General features: G+C 70.0%; 17 protein-coding genes and 2 pseudogenes. 16 read left to right on the top strand and 3 right to left on the bottom strand.

From position 1 onward, the window contains the following. Positions 1–78: 78 nt before the first annotated feature. Together epsC and cysK are read right to left on the bottom strand one after the other, a co-directional pair. On the bottom strand, positions 79–648 hold the full coding sequence (gene epsC, locus C7474_RS10785) for a serine O-acetyltransferase EpsC (protein WP_121059888.1): 570 nt from the start codon (positions 646–648) through the stop codon (positions 79–81). Positions 649–656: 8 nt separating this feature from the next. Next, entirely contained in the window at positions 657–1,607 is a 951-nt protein-coding gene (gene cysK, locus C7474_RS10780) for a cysteine synthase A (RefSeq protein WP_121059886.1), read from the bottom strand. 124 nt (positions 1,608–1,731) lie between these two features. On the opposite strand from cysK, the gene prmC reads away from it, so the two are divergent. The 13 genes from prmC to C7474_RS10715 all read left to right on the top strand — a co-directional run bounded on the left by prmC (position 1,732) and on the right by C7474_RS10715 (position 12,849). Continuing rightward, complete coding sequence (gene prmC, locus C7474_RS10775; protein ID WP_121059884.1) at positions 1,732–2,628, top strand: peptide chain release factor N(5)-glutamine methyltransferase; 897 nt, start codon at positions 1,732–1,734, stop codon at positions 2,626–2,628. Between the two features lie 39 nt (positions 2,629–2,667). Then, positions 2,668–3,414, top strand: a complete 747-nt coding sequence (locus C7474_RS10770) for an L-threonylcarbamoyladenylate synthase (protein ID WP_121059882.1) — start codon at positions 2,668–2,670, stop codon at positions 3,412–3,414. Then, the gene (locus tag C7474_RS10765; RefSeq protein ID WP_121059880.1) at positions 3,411–4,562 is read left to right on the top strand and encodes an MraY family glycosyltransferase; all 1,152 of its coding nucleotides are present in this window, start codon (positions 3,411–3,413) and stop codon (positions 4,560–4,562) included. Before C7474_RS10770 ends, C7474_RS10765 begins: the two co-directional genes overlap by 4 nt. Beyond that, complete coding sequence (locus C7474_RS10760) at positions 4,559–5,065, top strand: Cg1360 family ATP-synthase-associated protein (protein ID WP_121059878.1); 507 nt, start codon at positions 4,559–4,561, stop codon at positions 5,063–5,065. Before C7474_RS10765 ends, C7474_RS10760 begins: the two co-directional genes overlap by 4 nt. Before the next feature lie 93 nt (positions 5,066–5,158). After that, positions 5,159–5,983, top strand: coding sequence for a F0F1 ATP synthase subunit A (gene atpB, locus C7474_RS10755; protein WP_121059876.1), 825 nt, complete (start codon positions 5,159–5,161; stop codon positions 5,981–5,983). 43 nt (positions 5,984–6,026) lie between these two features. Then, positions 6,027–6,263, top strand: a complete 237-nt coding sequence (atpE, locus tag C7474_RS10750) for an ATP synthase F0 subunit C (protein WP_121059874.1) — start codon at positions 6,027–6,029, stop codon at positions 6,261–6,263. A 28-nt stretch (positions 6,264–6,291) separates the two neighbouring features. After that, positions 6,292–6,840: a F0F1 ATP synthase subunit B gene (locus tag C7474_RS10745; protein WP_121059872.1), complete on the top strand. Its 549-nt coding sequence runs from the start codon at positions 6,292–6,294 to the stop codon at positions 6,838–6,840. Beyond that, positions 6,840–7,631, top strand: coding sequence for a F0F1 ATP synthase subunit delta (locus tag C7474_RS10740; RefSeq protein WP_121059870.1), 792 nt, complete (start codon positions 6,840–6,842; stop codon positions 7,629–7,631). The genes C7474_RS10745 and C7474_RS10740 overlap by 1 nt, the downstream gene beginning before the upstream one ends. Positions 7,632–7,702: 71 nt before the next feature. Next, positions 7,703–9,343, top strand: a complete 1,641-nt coding sequence (atpA, locus tag C7474_RS10735) for a F0F1 ATP synthase subunit alpha (protein WP_121059868.1) — start codon at positions 7,703–7,705, stop codon at positions 9,341–9,343. 20 nt (positions 9,344–9,363) lie between these two features. Next, positions 9,364–10,269, top strand: a complete 906-nt coding sequence (locus C7474_RS10730) for a F0F1 ATP synthase subunit gamma (RefSeq protein ID WP_121059866.1) — start codon at positions 9,364–9,366, stop codon at positions 10,267–10,269. A 22-nt stretch (positions 10,270–10,291) separates the two neighbouring features. Next, complete coding sequence (atpD, locus tag C7474_RS10725) at positions 10,292–11,740, top strand: F0F1 ATP synthase subunit beta (protein ID WP_121059864.1); 1,449 nt, start codon at positions 10,292–10,294, stop codon at positions 11,738–11,740. A 1-nt stretch (position 11,741) separates the two neighbouring features. After that, positions 11,742–12,002, top strand: coding sequence for a F0F1 ATP synthase subunit epsilon (locus C7474_RS10720; protein WP_121059862.1), 261 nt, complete (start codon positions 11,742–11,744; stop codon positions 12,000–12,002). A 97-nt stretch (positions 12,003–12,099) separates the two neighbouring features. Further along, on the top strand, positions 12,100–12,849 hold the full coding sequence (locus tag C7474_RS10715) for a YaaA family protein (RefSeq protein WP_121059860.1): 750 nt from the start codon (positions 12,100–12,102) through the stop codon (positions 12,847–12,849). 9 nt (positions 12,850–12,858) lie between these two features. On the opposite strand, the gene C7474_RS10710 is transcribed toward C7474_RS10715, so the two are convergent. Then, on the bottom strand, positions 12,859–13,359 hold the full coding sequence (locus tag C7474_RS10710) for a DUF4282 domain-containing protein (protein WP_121059858.1): 501 nt from the start codon (positions 13,357–13,359) through the stop codon (positions 12,859–12,861). A gap of 121 nt (positions 13,360–13,480) precedes the next feature. Here C7474_RS10710 and C7474_RS15310 point away from each other — a divergent pair. The 3 genes and pseudogenes from C7474_RS15310 to C7474_RS10700 form a co-directional block, all read left to right on the top strand. Beyond that, positions 13,481–14,218: pseudogene (locus tag C7474_RS15310) on the top strand (ABC transporter permease); the annotation flags it as partial. A 2-nt stretch (positions 14,219–14,220) separates the two neighbouring features. Beyond that, positions 14,221–14,736, top strand: a pseudogene (locus C7474_RS15305) (ATP-binding cassette domain-containing protein); the annotation flags it as partial. 62 nt (positions 14,737–14,798) lie between these two features. Beyond that, positions 14,799–15,587 (top strand): PP2C family protein-serine/threonine phosphatase, encoded by a 789-nt coding sequence (locus C7474_RS10700; RefSeq protein WP_121059856.1) that lies wholly within the window; start codon positions 14,799–14,801, stop codon positions 15,585–15,587. The last annotated feature ends 16 nt before the right edge of the window (positions 15,588–15,603 follow it).

Below are 15,603 nucleotides of genomic sequence, written 5' to 3'. Positions count from 1 at the left end.
ATCCGCGTCGGAGGACGGCGCCGGAATCCTCCGACGACGGGCACCTCCTCCGACGGCGGGGGCGACGCCCTCGACGACTCAGATGAAGTACTCGGGCGTGGTCAGCAGTGCGCGGCTGTCCTCGCCGGCACGGCGGTGGCGCGGCTTGGCGGGGATTCCGGTGAGCACCGAGTCCTCGGGGGCGTCGCGCGTGACGACGGCGTTCGAGCCGACGACCGAGCCCGCGCCGATCGTGATGGGGCCGAGGATCTTCGCGCCCGAGCCGACCGCGACACCGTCGCCGAGGGTCGGATGCCGCTTGCCGGCGTCGCGGGTGCGGCCGCCGAGCGTGACCCCGTGGTAGAGCATGACGTCGTCGCCGATCTCGGCGGTCTCGCCGATCACGACGCCCATGCCGTGGTCGATGAAGAACCGGCGGCCGATCGTCGCGCCGGGGTGGATCTCGATGCCCGTGAGCAGGCGCGTCAGCTGCGAACCGGCGCGCGCGAGGAAACGCGCGCGCCGGTTCCACAGCGCGTGCCAGACGCGGTGCGCCCAGATCGCGTGCAGGCCCGGGTACAGCAGCGCGATCTCCGCGGCCCCGCGCGCGGCGGGGTCGCGGAGCTTCGCGGAGGCGATGTCCTCGCGGATGCGGTGGAGCGGGCCCACGTGGTCGCTCAGATGCCGGCGGGCTCGTCGCGCAGGTGCTCGTAGAGCGCCGTCGACAGGTACCGCTCGCCGAACGACGGGATGATCACGACGATGTTCTTGCCCTCGGCCTCGGGGCGCGCGGCGACCTGCAGCGCCGCCCAGATCGCGGCACCCGAGGAGATGCCGACGAGGACGCCCTCGGTGGTCGCGACCTCGCGGGCGACGCGGATGGCGTCGTCGAACGCGACGTCCTGCACCTCGTCGATGACACCCTGGTCGAGGATCTCGGGGATGAAGTTCGGGCCGATGCCCTGGATCTTGTGGGGGCCGGGGGTGCCCTTGGTCAGCAGGGGGGAGTCGGCCGGCTCGACGGCGACGACCTTCGCGCCGGGGACGCGCTCCTTGAGCACCTGGCCGACGCCGGTGATGGTGCCGCCGGTGCCGATGCCGGCCACGAAGTAGCCGATCTCGCCGTCGGTGTCGCGGATGATCTCCTCGGCGGTGGTCTTGCGGTGGATGGCCGGGTTCGCCTCGTTGGCGAACTGCTTGGCCAGGATCGCGCCGGGGGTCGCGGCGGCGATCTCCTCGGCCTTGGCGACGGCGCCCTTCATGCCGAGGGCGGGCTCGGTGAGCACGAGCTCGGCGCCGTACGCCTTCAGCAGCAGGCGGCGCTCGACCGACATCGACGCCGGCATCGTGAGGATGACCTTGTAGCCGCGGGCCGCGCCCACCATCGCCAGCGCGATGCCGGTGTTCCCGCTCGTGCCCTCGACGATCGTGCCGCCGGGCTGGAGGTCGCCCGAGGCCTCGGCGGCGTCGACGATGGCGATGCCGAGACGGTCCTTGACCGACGATGCCGGGTTGTAGAACTCGAGCTTGGCGAGCACCGTGCCGGGGAGGCCCTCTGCGATGCGGTTGAGCTTGACGAGCGGGGTGTTGCCGAACGCGCTCGTGATGTCGGGGTGGATGCCGGACATGGCCTGCCTTTCGTGCGGGTCTGCGGCTCTCGTGCGGGTGCGAGAGTTCCTCGCCCCAGACTATGCACGCGCACGCATACGACGCCGAATATGACGTTTTCTCACAGCTACGCTTGATGTCCTGATGGTCAGCACTCCTCCCGACATCGATCGGCCCGCATCCGCCCCGCTCGCGCCGGCGATCCGCGCGGTCGCGACCCGCCTCGCGTCGTCGGGCGTGCCCACCCCCGACGCGGATGCCGAACTGCTCGCCGCGCACGTGCTCGGACTGTCCCGCGGCGAGCTCGCCGCGGCGGCGCTGCGCGGCGACGCGCTGGGGGAGCAGGATCAGGCACGCCTCGACGCCCTCGCCGCCCGCCGCGCCGCCCGCGAGCCGCTGCAGCACCTGACCGGCACCGCCCCGTTCCGTCACCTCGAGTTGCGGGTGGGGCCGGGCGTGTTCGTGCCGCGTCCCGAGACCGAGTCGGTCGCGCAGTTCGCGATCGATGCGCTGCGGGCCAGCGCCGAGCCGGAGCCGATCGGCGTCGACCTCGGAACCGGGTCGGGCGCCATCGCCCTCGCGATGGCCACCGAGGTGCCGCACGCCCGCATCCACGCCGCCGAGAACTCCGTCGACGCGTTCGTGTGGGCCAAGGAGAACTTCGCGCTCGTGGGCGCCGGCAACGCGCGCATCGCCTTCGTCGACCTCGCCGACGCCTTCCCCGAGCTCGACGGCGCCGTCTCGGTGCTCGTCTCCAACCCGCCCTACGTGCCCGACGACGCCATCCCGCGCGATCCCGAGGTGCGCCTCTGGGACCCGCCGGCCGCCCTCTACGGCGGTCCGGACGGGCTCGACGTCGTCCGGGTGCTCTCGGGCGTGGGGATGCGGCTGCTGCGGCCCGGCGGCACGCTCGTGATCGAGCACGGCGAGTGGCAGGGTGCACCGATCCGCGAACTGCTCGCGGCCGACGGCTGGCGGGCCACCGCGACGCACCCCGACCTGACGATGCGCGATCGCACCACGACGGCGCTGCGGCCCTGACCGGGGCCGACGGCGGCCCCGCCGTAGACTGGAGCGGCTATGACGAACGTCTTCGACTGCCGCGATCCGCAGCAGCTGCTCCCCGCCGTGCGCGCCACCCGGCAGGCCCTCAGCCGCGGTGAGCTGATCGTGCTCCCCACCGACACCGTCTACGGCGTCGGTGCCGATGCGTTCAACGCCGCCGCCGTCGCCGGTCTGCTCGCGGCGAAGGGGCGTGGCCGGCAGTCGCCGCCGCCCGTGCTCGTGGCGGGGATCACCACGATGCGCGCCCTCGTCGCCGAGGTGCCCGAGGCCGTGGAGCGCCTCGTCGAGGAGTTCTGGCCCGGCGGTCTGACGATCGTGCTCCCGTCGCAGCCGTCGCTGTCGTGGGACCTGGGCGACACGCACGGCACCGTCGCGGTGCGCATGCCCGCCGACGCCTTCACCCTCGAGCTGCTGGAGGAGGTCGGGCCGCTCGCGGTCTCCAGCGCCAACAAGACAGGCAAGCCCGCCGCGATCGGCATCGACGAGGCGATCACGATGCTCGGCGATTCGGTGGCGGTCTACCTCGACGGCGGACTGTCCGAGCACGGGATCTCCTCGACGATCGTGGACGCGACGGGACTCGTCGGCGGCGCCGAGCGCCCCGTGCGGGTGCTGCGCGAGGGCGCCGTGCCGCGTTCCGAGCTGCGACGCGTGCTCGGCGACCTGCTCGAACCCGACCCGGTGACCGAGGACGACGAGGCCGCCGACGGGCCGGCCGCCGGCGGCGCCGCCCCTGCCGCCGAGGCGACAGACGACGCGTGAAGTTCTACGTCCTCGCCGCGATCCTCACCGCCGTCGTCACCTTCGTGCTGGCGTGGCTGGTCTGGCGGTTCGCGCTGCGGTTCAAGCTGTACCCCGCGATCCGGGAGCGCGACGTGCACCGCACGCCGACGCCGCGGCTGGGCGGCGTGGCGATGTTCCTCGGCGTGCTCACGGCGTTCGCGCTGTCGTCGGTGGTGCCGTACTTCGCGATCTTCTGGGACAACCCGGCGCGCAACTGGGCGCTGCTGGGGGCGACGCTGCTCATCGTCGTCGTCGGCGTCGCCGACGACCTGTGGGACCTCGACTGGTTCCTCAAGCTGGGCGCGCAGTTCCTCGCGGCGTGGCTCGTGGTCGGGCCCGGCGGCATCCAGATCTTCTACCTGCCCATCGGCGGGATCACGGTCGTCTCGAGCTGGATCAGCGTCACCGTCTCGGTGCTGGCGATCGTCATCGTCATGAACGCGGTCAACTTCATCGACGGCCTCGACGGCCTCGTGGCCGGTGTCTGCCTCATCGCCAACGCGGTGTTCTTCGCCTACACGTACCTGCTCGCCCGGGACTTCGCCTTCTCGAGCTACTCGAGCCTGGCCGCCTTCATCGCCGTCGTGCTCGTCGCCGCGTGCGCGGGCTTCCTCCCGTTCAACTGGAGCCCGGCGAAGATGTTCATGGGGGATGCCGGCGCGCTCATGCTGGGTCTGCTCATGGCCTGCGCGGCGATCCTCGTCACCGGCTCCCTGCCGCCCCAGCTGCTGGCCGACAACGACGTGTTCGGGCGCTCGCAGTTGCTGGGTGCGTTCATCCCGATCATCCTCCCGGTCGTGGTCGTGCTGCTGCCGCTGCTGGATTTCGCGATGGCCGTCATCCGCCGGGTGGGCAAGGGCCGCTCGCCCTTCTCTCCCGACCGCAAGCACCTGCACCACCGCATGCTCGACATGGGGCACACCGACCGCGACGCCGTGCTGATCTTCTACGCATGGACGGCCGTGGTGAGCCTCGGGGTGCTGCTGATGTACATCGGCACCACCGCGGACTGGCCGGGCCTGTACCTGCCCGGCGCCGGCTTCCTCCTCCTCGGCGTGGTCGCCTGCATCGCCGTCACCCTCCTGCCCTCGCGGCGCCGCGCCGCCCCACCGAAGGTCTCCGCATGAACCGTCCCGTCGTCTCCAGCACCCCGCTGCTGCGCACCACCCTGATCTGGTCGGGGGTCGCCACCGCCGTGCTGGCCGTCGCCGGGGGAGTGGCCGGATATCTCACCTCCGGGACCGGCGGCATGTGGAGCGCCCTGGCCGCCGTGCTGCTGGCCGCGCTGTTCATGGGGCTGTCGGCCGCCACGATCCTCATCGCCAACCGCTGGTTCGGCGACCCCCTCTACGTGCCGATCTTCTTCGGCATGGTCATGGGTGGCTGGATCCTCAAGTTCGTCGTGTTCATCGTCGTGCTGCTCGTGCTGCGCGGGCAGCCCTGGCTCGACGGCACCGTGTTCTTCATCGCGCTCGTCGCGAGCGTGCTCGCCTCCCTCGCGATCGACGTCGTCGTCATGCTGCGCATGCGCGTGCCGACGGTCGACGCGAAACTCCCCACCCTCGCCGAGGTGGAAGACGGCGAGCGGGACGGATCATCCCCGACGGGCGAGAGCGCGCCGAGGGACTGATAGGCTTGCCTTCGAGCCCGCCCGTGTCCTTCGGGATGCGCGTGCGGAGTCCGCTCACCGACCATCGTCGCCCCGGTCCCGACCGGTGCCCCAATGCTGGAGCCAGCGCTGTTCACTCAAGCTGCGACCCTGATCGCCACATCTGCCGGAGACGCCCCGGAATTCCACGGTCCTTCGATCGACGAGTTCTTCCCCGCGGTGCTGTTCGACATCGCCGGCATCCCCGTCACGCGCATCCACCTGATCCAGTTCTTCGCGACGATCCTCCTCGTGGTGATCTTCGTGATGGGCACGCGCCGCATGAAGGTCGTCCCCGGACGCTTCCAGTCCGTCGTCGAGATGGGTCTGGACTTCGTGCGCGTCAACGTCGCCGAAGACCTCCTGGGCAAGAAGGACGGCCGCCGGTTCCTGCCGATCCTCACGACCATCTTCTTCATGGTCCTGTTCATGAACCTGACGGGCATCATCCCGTTCATGAACATCGCCGGCACGTCGATCATCGCGGTGCCGCTGCTGCTGGCCGTCGTCTCCTACGTCACGTTCATCTACGCGGGCATCAAGAAGAGCCCCAAGAACTTCTTCAAGAACGCGCTGTTCCCCTCGGGCGTCCCGCCGTTCCTGTACATCATCGTGACGCCCCTCGAGTTCATCTCGACGTTCATCATCCGTCCCGTCACCCTGACGCTGCGACTGCTGATGAACATGATGGTCGGGCACCTCATGCTCGTCCTCTTCTTCGCCGCGACGCAGTTCTTCCTGCTCGACCTCGGCGGCTGGTGGTCGGCACTGGCGGCGGGAACCCTCGCCTTCGGCTTCGCCTTCACCCTCTTCGAGATCCTGGTGGCCGTCCTCCAGGCCTACGTCTTCACCATCCTCACCGCGGTCTACATCCAGCTCGCGGTGGCAGAAGAGCACTGAATCGGGTCGGCGCCCGCCACCCACAACGAAAGGAAACACCCCCGTGGACGCAACTACGGTTCTCGCCTCCGTCTCCGGCTCCATCGCGACCGTCGGCTACGGCCTCGCCGCCATCGGCCCCGCCATCGGTGTGGGCATCGTCGTCGGCAAGACGATCGAGGGCACGGCTCGCCAGCCCGAGCTCGCCGGCCGCCTGCAGGTCCTCATGTGGATCGGTATCGCCTTCACCGAGGCGCTCGCCTTCATCGGCATCGCGACCGCCTTCATCTTCGGTTACTGATCCGCCTCACCAGTCCTAAGGAGACAGGATGCTGAACGCTCTTGTCACGTACGCCGCGGAAGAGGGTGCGGAGCACAACCCGCTCATCCCCGCGTGGTACGACATCATCTGGTCCGGCGTCTGCTTCGTCGTCATCCTCTTCGTCTTCTGGAAGGTCGCCCTTCCGAAGATGCGGGCGCTGCTCGACCAGCGTGCCGCCGCGATCGAGGGCAACATCGCGAAGGCTGACGAGGCCCAGCGCAAGGCCGAGGCCGCGCTCGAGGAGTACACGGCCCAGCTCGCCTCCGCTCGCAAGGAAGCCGGTGAGATCCGCGACGCCGCCCGTGAGGACGGCAAGAAGATCGTCGCCGAGGCGAAGGACACCGCGTCGGCCGAGGCCGCCCGCGTGACCGCCGCCGCGCAGACCCAGATCGAGGCCGAGCGTCAGTCGGCGCTCGTGTCGCTGCGCAGCGAGGTGGGCACCCTCGCCCTCGACCTCGCCGGCGGCGTGATCGGCGAGACCCTCACGGACGACCAGAAGGCCCAGGCCGTCGTCGACCGCTTCCTCGCCGAGCTCGAGTCGGAGCAGGCGAAGTAATGGGCAGCGCCACCACTCAGGCCCTCGCGGCGACGACGACGGCGCTGGACGCCGCCACCGGTGTCGACCTCGACGTCGCCCGCGAGCTGTTCGCAGCCGCGCGGGTGCTCGGCGAGTCGTCGCAGCTGAGCGGTGCGCTGTCGGATGCCGCGGCCTCGACCGCCGCGCGGGAGAAGGTCGTCGCCGACGTGTTCGGCCGCGCCTTCCACCCGGCGAGCGTCGCCGTGCTCACGGCGGCCGCGCAGCAGCGCTGGTCGTCGTCTGCCGACCTCATCGCCGGCATCGAGGAGCTCGCGATCCGCGCGACGGCCACCGCGGCTCCCCGCATCGACCTCGACGGCGAGCTGTTCGGCGTCTCACGCAACGTCGCGGCCAACCCGGAGCTCGAGCTCGCGCTCGGCAGTCGCCTCGGCGACGCCGGGGCGAAGGGGGCGCTCGTGGAGAAGCTGCTGGCCGGCCGCGCCAGCGAGGCGACGACGCTCATCGTGTCGCAGCTCGTGCAGCAGCCGCGCGACCGCCGGGTGCGTGCGCTCCTGTCGCGGGCGCTGCGCATCGTCGCCGACCAGCGCGGGCGCACCGTCGCCACAGTGGTCACCGCCGCCGCGCTCAGCGAGGCGCAGGCGACCCGTCTGCAGGCCTCCCTCGCGAAGCGCTACGGGACCGAGGTCTCCCTCAACGTCGTCGTCGACCCCACCGTGGTCGGCGGCGTGCGTGTCGAGATCGGCGATGACGTCATCGACGCCACCGTCTCGTCCCGACTCAACGACCTCCGTCAGCGCCTGGCGGGCTAGATCTTCCCGCTCCACCGGAGCGGACACGGGGAGCCGAGGCTCCCCACCAGACATCATCAAGAAGGAAGACCATGGCAGAACTGTCCATCAGCCCCGACGTCATCCGTGACGCGCTGAAAGACTTCGTCGCGGCCTACGAGCCCACGGCCGCTGCGGCGACCGAGGTCGGCACCGTCGTGGACGCCGCCGACGGCATCGCCCACGTCGAGGGCCTCCCCGGCGTGATGGCGAACGAGCTCGTCCGCTTCGAGAACGGCATCGAGGGCCTGGCCCTCAACCTCGACGAGCACGAGATCGGCGTGGTCGTCCTCGGCGACTTCTCCGGCATCGAGGCCGGTCAGAAGGTCACCCGCACCGGCGAGGTGCTCTCGGTCGCCGTCGGCGACGGCTACCTGGGCCGCGTCGTCGACCCGCTCGGCAACCCGATCGACGGACTCGGCGAGATCGCCACCGAAGGCCGCCGCGCCCTCGAGCTGCAGGCGCCGGGCGTCATGCAGCGCAAGAGCGTGCACGAGCCCATGCAGACCGGCATCAAGGCCATCGACGCGATGATCCCCGTCGGCCGCGGCCAGCGTCAGCTGATCATCGGCGACCGCCAGACCGGCAAGACGGCCATCGCGATCGACACGATCATCAACCAGAAGTCCAACTGGGACTCGGGCGACGTGAACAAGCAGGTCCGCTGCATCTACGTCGCGATCGGCCAGAAGGGCTCCACGATCGCCTCCGTCAAGGGTGCGCTCGAGGACGCCGGCGCGATGGAGTACACCACCATCGTCGCCGCCCCGGCATCCGACCCCGCCGGCTTCAAGTACCTCGCCCCCTACACCGGCTCGGCCATCGGCCAGCACTGGATGTACGGCGGCAAGCACGTGCTCATCATCTTCGACGACCTGTCGAAGCAGGCCGAGGCCTACCGCGCCGTCTCGCTGCTGCTGCGTCGTCCGCCGGGACGCGAGGCCTACCCCGGCGACGTGTTCTACCTGCACTCGCGTCTGCTGGAGCGTTGCGCGAAGCTCTCCGACGAGCTCGGCGCCGGTTCCATGACGGGTCTGCCGATCATCGAGACGAAGGCCAACGACGTGTCGGCCTACATCCCGACGAACGTCATCTCGATCACCGACGGTCAGATCTTCCTGCAGTCCGACCTGTTCAACGCCAACCAGCGCCCCGCCGTCGACGTCGGCATCTCGGTGTCCCGCGTCGGTGGTGACGCCCAGGTCAAGTCGATCAAGAAGGTCTCCGGCACGCTCAAGCTCGAGCTCGCCCAGTACCGCTCGCTCGAGGCGTTCGCGATGTTCGCCTCCGACCTCGACGCGGCCTCCCGCCGTCAGCTCGAGCGCGGTGCGCGTCTGACCGAGCTGCTCAAGCAGCCGCAGTACGACCCGTACCCCGTCGAAGAGCAGGTCGTCTCGATCTGGGCCGGCACCAACGGCAAGCTCGACTCGATCGAGGTCGAGGACGTGCTCCGCTTCGAGCGCGACCTGCTGGACTACCTCAAGCGCAACACGACGATCCTCGACACGCTCCGCGACACCAACGTCCTCGACGACGCCACCGTCGCCGAGCTCGAGAAGGTCACCGACGCGTTCATCCTGGAGTTCCAGGGCGGCAAGGGCCAGGCCATCAACAAGCCGGGCCACGAAGAGGTCGCCGCTGCCGAGGCCGACGACGTGAACCAGGAGAAGATCGTCAAGGGCCGTCGCTCCTGAGCGTCTGAGACGAAGAATCCATGGGCGCACAACTCCGGGTCTACAAGCAGAAGATCTCCTCTGCTCAGACGACCAAGAAGATCACGAAGGCGATGGAACTCATCGCGGCTTCGCGCATCCAGAAGGCGATGGCGCGCGTTCGCGCGTCGGCTCCCTTCGCGCGTGCCGTGACGCGGGCCGTCTCCGCCGTGGCGACGCACTCGAACGTGCAGCATCCGCTGACCACGGAGCGCGAGGTCATCCGCCGGTCGGCGGTCGTGATCTTCGCCTCCGACCGCGGCCTGGCGGGCGCGTTCAACTCGCAGATCCTCCGCGAGGGTCTGCAGCTGAGCGAGCTGCTCAAGTCGCAGGGCAAGGACGTGGAGTACTACCTCGTCGGCCGCAAGGCCGTCGGGTACTTCCAGTTCCGTCGCATGACGGCGGCCGGTGAGTGGGTCGGCGACACCGACACCCCGCACTTCAACACCGCGGAGCAGATCGCGGGCGCCCTGCTGGACGCCTACGACCGCGGCGGCGAAGACGGCGGCGTCGACGAGATCCACCTCGTCTACAACAAGTTCGTCAGCATGATGACGCAGAGCCCCGAATCGGTGCGCCTGCTTCCGCTCGAGGTCGTCGAGGCCTCCGAGGCGGAGGAGTCGAGCTCGCAGGCGGTCTACCCGCTGTACGAGTTCGAGCCGAGCCCCGAGGTGGTGCTCGACGCGCTGCTGCCGACCTACGTGCAGAGCCGCGTGTTCAACGCGCTCCTGCAGTCGTCGGCGGCCAAGCACGCCGCGACCCAGAAGGCCATGAAGTCGGCCTCCGACAACGCCGACAAGCTCATCACCGACTACACCCGTCTGCGCAACAACGCGCGTCAGGCGGAGATCACGCAGCAGATCGCCGAGATCGTCGGCGGCGCCGACGCCCTGGCATCGGGCAAGTAAGACCAACCGAAAGAGACAGACAATGACCAACGTCACTGCCGAAGCCGCCACCACGGTCGTCGGTCGCGTCGCGCGCGTCACCGGCCCCGTCGTCGACATCGAGTTCCCGCACGACTCGATCCCCGACATCTACAACGCGCTGAAGACCACCATCACCATCGAGGGCGAGTCCACCGAGATCACGCTCGAGGTCGCGCAGCACCTCGGCGACGACCTCGTGCGCGCCATCTCGCTCAAGCCCACCGACGGCATGGTCCGCGGCCAGGAGGTGCGCGACACCGGCGGCCCCATCACGGTCCCCGTCGGCGACGTCACCAAGGGCAAGGTCTTCAACGTCACCGGCGAGATCCTCAACCTCGAGCCGGGCGAGCAGGTCGAGATCACCGAGCGCTGGGGCATCCACCGCCAGGCGCCGAACTTCGACCAGCTCGAGTCGAAGACCGAGATGTTCGAGACCGGCATCAAGTCGATCGACCTGCTGACCCCGTACGTGCAGGGTGGCAAGATCGGCCTGTTCGGCGGCGCCGGTGTCGGCAAGACCGTCCTCATCCAGGAGATGATCCAGCGCGTCGCGCAGGACCACGGTGGTGTGTCGGTGTTTGCCGGTGTCGGCGAGCGCACCCGTGAGGGCAACGACCTCATCGGCGAGATGGAGGAGGCGGGCGTCTTCGACAAGACCGCCCTCGTCTTCGGCCAGATGGACGAGCCGCCGGGGACGCGTCTGCGCGTGGCCCTGTCGGCCCTCACGATGGCGGAGTACTTCCGCGACGTGCAGAAGCAGGACGTGCTGTTGTTCATCGACAACATCTTCCGCTTCACGCAGGCCGGCTCCGAGGTGTCCACGCTCCTCGGCCGCATGCCCTCCGCGGTCGGTTACCAGCCGAACCTCGCCGACGAGATGGGTGTGCTCCAGGAGCGCATCACCTCGACGCGCGGACACTCGATCACCTCGCTGCAGGCGATCTACGTCCCCGCCGACGACTACACCGACCCGGCCCCGGCCACGACCTTCGCGCACCTCGACGCGACGACCGAGCTCTCGCGTGAGATCGCGTCGAAGGGTCTGTACCCGGCCATCGACCCGCTCACCTCGACGAGCCGCATCCTCGACCCGCGTTACATCGGCGCCGACCACTACCGCGTGGCCATCGCCGTGAAGCAGATCCTGCAGAAGAACAAGGAGCTGCAGGAGATCATCGCGATCCTCGGTGTCGACGAGCTCTCCGAAGAGGACAAGGTCGTCGTCGCCCGCGCGCGCCGCATCCAGCAGTTCCTCTCGCAGAACACCTACATGGCGAAGAAGTTCACCGGCGTCGAGGGCTCCACGGTCCCGATCAAGGAGACCATCGAGTCGTTCGACGCGATCGTCAAGGGCGACTTCGACCACGTGGCCGAGCAGGCCTTCTTCAACGTCGGCGGCATCTCCGACGTCGAGGAGAAGTGGGCGAAGATCCAGAAGGAGAACGGCTGAGATGGCGCTGACCGTCACCCTCGTCTCCGCTGAGGCGGAGGTCTGGTCGGGCGAGGCGAACCTCGTCGTGGCCAAGACCGTCGAGGGCGAGATCGGCCTCATGAGCGGTCACGAGCCGGTGCTGGCGATCCTCGCCGAAGGTCAGGTGCGCATCACGCAGACCGACGGCACGAAGGTCACGGCCGCGGCTCAGGACGGCTTCCTCTCGATGGAGGGCGACGAGCTCACCATCGTGGCCGGCCACGCGACGCTCGACGCCTGACCGACACTCTCGCCGAGAAACCACTTCTCGCGCGGGGAACAGCCTCTGCACTGATTCCTCGCGCGGGGAGTGGTTTCTCGCGTTCCCGGAGACTTCCATGCTCATCCTGCTGCCGCCCTCGGAGACCAAGCGCCCCGGCGGACGCCCGCGCCCGCTCGACCTCGATGCGCTCGCCCTCCCGGACCTCGCGCCGCAGCGCATGCTCGTCGTCGACGCGCTCGTCGCGCTGAGCGCCGACCCGGATGCCGCCGCCCGCATCCTGAAGCTCTCCGAGCGGCAGCGCGGCGACATCGCCGACAACGCGGCGCTGCGCACCGGACCGACGCTCCCGGCCGTCGACCGCTACACCGGCGTGCTGTACGACGCGCTCGACGCCTCGACCCTCGCCGCCACGGAGCGGCGCTGGCTCGGCGCGCATGTGCTCGTGCACTCCGCCCCCTTCGGCCCGGTCGGCGCCCTCGACCCGATCCCCGCCTATCGCCTCGCCGCCGGCACGTCGCTCCCGGGTGTCCCCGCGCTGCGTCGGGTGTGGGCGGATGCCGTGACCGCCGCCGTCGCCGGCACGGGCGCGCCGTTCGTGCTCGACCTCCGCTCCGAGGCGTACGCCGCGCTCGGACCGCTGCCCGCCGGCATCCCCTCCGCGTATGTGCGCGTCGTCAGCGAGGGCGCGGACGGCGCGGTGCGCGCGCTCAACCACTTCAACAAGCACGCGAAGGGCGCGCTCGTGCGCGCCCTCGCGACGCAGCGCCCCCGCATCCGCAGTCTCGCGGCGTTCACCAACTGGGCAGACGGCGCCGGCATCCGTGTGCGCGGTGGCGCGCCGGGCGAGCTGGAGCTGTTCGCGTAGGGTCCGCGCTCAGACGCGGTCGGTGTTGCGGGCGGTGCGCTCGGTGTTCTCGGCCACGGCGACGAGGGCGACGACCGCCTCGATGACGAAGCGCAGCACGACCACCGCGAGGAACGCGAGGATCGGCGCGACGATCACGGTCGAGACGATCAGCGAGATCCCGCCGCCGAGGTTCCACCACAGCGCGCGGATGCCGCCGATGACCCCGCCGAAGAACGCGGCGATGAAGCCGATCCCGATCGCCACGAGTCCCACGACGTAGAACACGCTCGCCAGGCGGCGGGTGATGAACGTCGAGAACGTGATGTCGAAGAGGGCGCTGAGGAACCCGCGGCCGATGTCGTCGACCTCCCCGACCAGGCGGGGCACGCCGGTGTCGTCGACGCCGAGGCCCGCGTCCGCGGCGGGCGCGGACGGCGCGGCGGGTGCGGCGGCGGGTGCCGCGGACCGGGCGGCCTGCGCGGCGGGCTGATCGGGCAGCGGGGGAGGAGTCGATGTCTCGTCGGCCATGGCGGGTCCTTTCGGCGATGCTGGCCCCAGGCTAGCGATCCACCCGCCTCGCGCGCGCCCCGGCGACATGCACGGCCCCGCATGCGTGAAGCCCCGGCGCCTGCGGGCGTAGCGTCGAGCCGTGCTCGGCCGACTCCTCGTGCGATTCCTGCGACCCGCATGGCCGCTCATCCTGCTCGTCATCGTTTTCCAGCTGGCGCAGTCGATAGCCTCGCTGCTGCTGCCCACCCTCAACGCCGACATCATCGACGACGGCGTCGTCAAGGGCGACATCCCCTACATCTGGTCGACCGGCGCCGTCATGCTCGGCATCAGCCTCGTGCAGGTGGTGTGCTCGGTCGTGGCGGTGTACTTCGGCTCGCGCCTGGCCACGGCGACGGGCCGCGACCTGCGCGGTGCCCTGTTCCACCGCGTCGTCGCGTACTCGCAGCGGGAGGTCGGCCGCTTCGGCGCCCCGTCGCTGATCACCCGCAACACGAACGACGTGCAGCAGGTGCAGATGCTCGTGCAGATGTCGGCGACGATCATGGTCTCCGCCCCCATGCTCGCCATCGGCGGTGTCGTCATGGCGGTGCAGCAGGATGCCGGCCTGTCGTGGCTCATGGTCGTCGCGATCCCGGTGCTGCTGATCATCGTCTCGCTCATCGTCGTGCGGATGGTCCCGGCGTTCCGCCTCATGCAGGCGCGCATCGACCGCCTCAACCAGATCCTGCGCGAACAGCTGACCGGCATCCGCGTCGTGCGCGCCTTCGTGCGCGAACACCAGGAGCGGGCGCGGTTCCGCGCGGCGAGCGACGACGTCATGGTCACGGGGCTGCGCGCCGGCAACCTGATGGCGATCATGTTCCCCGCGGTCATGCCTGGCTGTTCGCCGGCACCATCCGCGAGAACATCGCCTACGGGCGGCCCGACGCCACCGAGGAGGACATCGTCGCGGCGGCCACCGATGCCTACGTCGACCGCTTCGTGCACGCCCTCCCCGACGGCTACGACACGGTCCTCGACGACGAGGCGACGAACCTCTCGGTCGGGGAGCGGCAGCTCGTCACGATCGCGCGCGCCTTCCTCGCCGATCCCCGCATCCTCATCCTCGACGAGGCGACGAGCTCGGTCGACACCCGCACCGAGCTGCTCATCCAGCGGGCGATGTCGCGGCTGCGGCGCGATCGCACCTCGTTCGTGATCGCGCACCGACTCTCGACGATCCGCGACGCCGACCTCATCCTCGTGATGGAGAACGGCGGCATCGTCGAGCAGGGGGCGCACGGCGAGCTGCTCGAGGCCCGCGGCGCCTACCGGCGGCTGTACGACGCGCAGTTCGAGGCCCCGGTGGGCGCGGACGACGAGGCCGGGAGCGAGCCGTCCACTAGAGTGTGAAGACGCTCCGTGCCGCGCGATCGCGCGCACGGACGCACTGCCGGCCAGGGAAAGAGAGCGCAGTGACCGAGACCACGACCTCGACGCGCACCGTCCCGATCGCGGGCGGCGCGCTGGAGCTGTCGTGGGCCGAAGCCACGCACACCGGCCGGCGGCGCGAGATCAACCAGGATGCCGTCCTCGCGGCGTACCCGCTGTTCGTCGTCGCCGACGGGATGGGCGGCCACGTCGGCGGCGAGATCGCCTCCTCGAGCGCGATCGAGCGGCTGCGTGCGGTCACCGCGAAGGGCGACGTCGGTCCCGCCACGATAGAGAAGGCCCTCGCCCGCGCCGTGAACGACATCGGGGCGCACCCGGAGGCCACCGACGAGGGCACCGGCACGACCGTCACGGGCGTCTTCCTCGACACCGACGACGACGAGCCGACCTGGGTGACCCTGAACATCGGAGACTCGCGCGTCTACCTGTTCCGGGACGGCGCGCTCGCGCAGATCACGACCGACCACTCCGTCGTGCAGGAGCTGATCGCTGCGGGACGACTCAGCCCCGAAGAGGCCGAGAACCACCCGTACGGCAACGTCATCACGCGTGCGGTCGGCCCGACCGACGGTGTCGAGCCCGACTACGTGCGCCTCGACGTCGTCGACGGCGACCGGTTCGTCGTGTGCAGTGACGGGCTCACCAAGGAGCTCACCGACTACGGCATCCTGCACTTCCTGCTGCAGAACGCCGACCCGGCCGACGCGGTGGACGCGATGCTCGAGGCGTCGCTGGAGAACGGCGGTCGCGACAACATCTCGATCATCGTGCTCGACGTCGCCCGTCGGGGTTCCTCCCCAACGACCGACTGAGGCGGGTTCTCCCCGA

It is taken from the genome of Microbacterium telephonicum (genome assembly GCF_003651225.1).
In the GTDB taxonomy this organism is placed as follows: Bacteria; Actinomycetota; Actinomycetes; order Actinomycetales; family Microbacteriaceae; genus Microbacterium; species Microbacterium telephonicum.
This window is presented reverse-complemented; position numbering and strand designations above follow the sequence as displayed.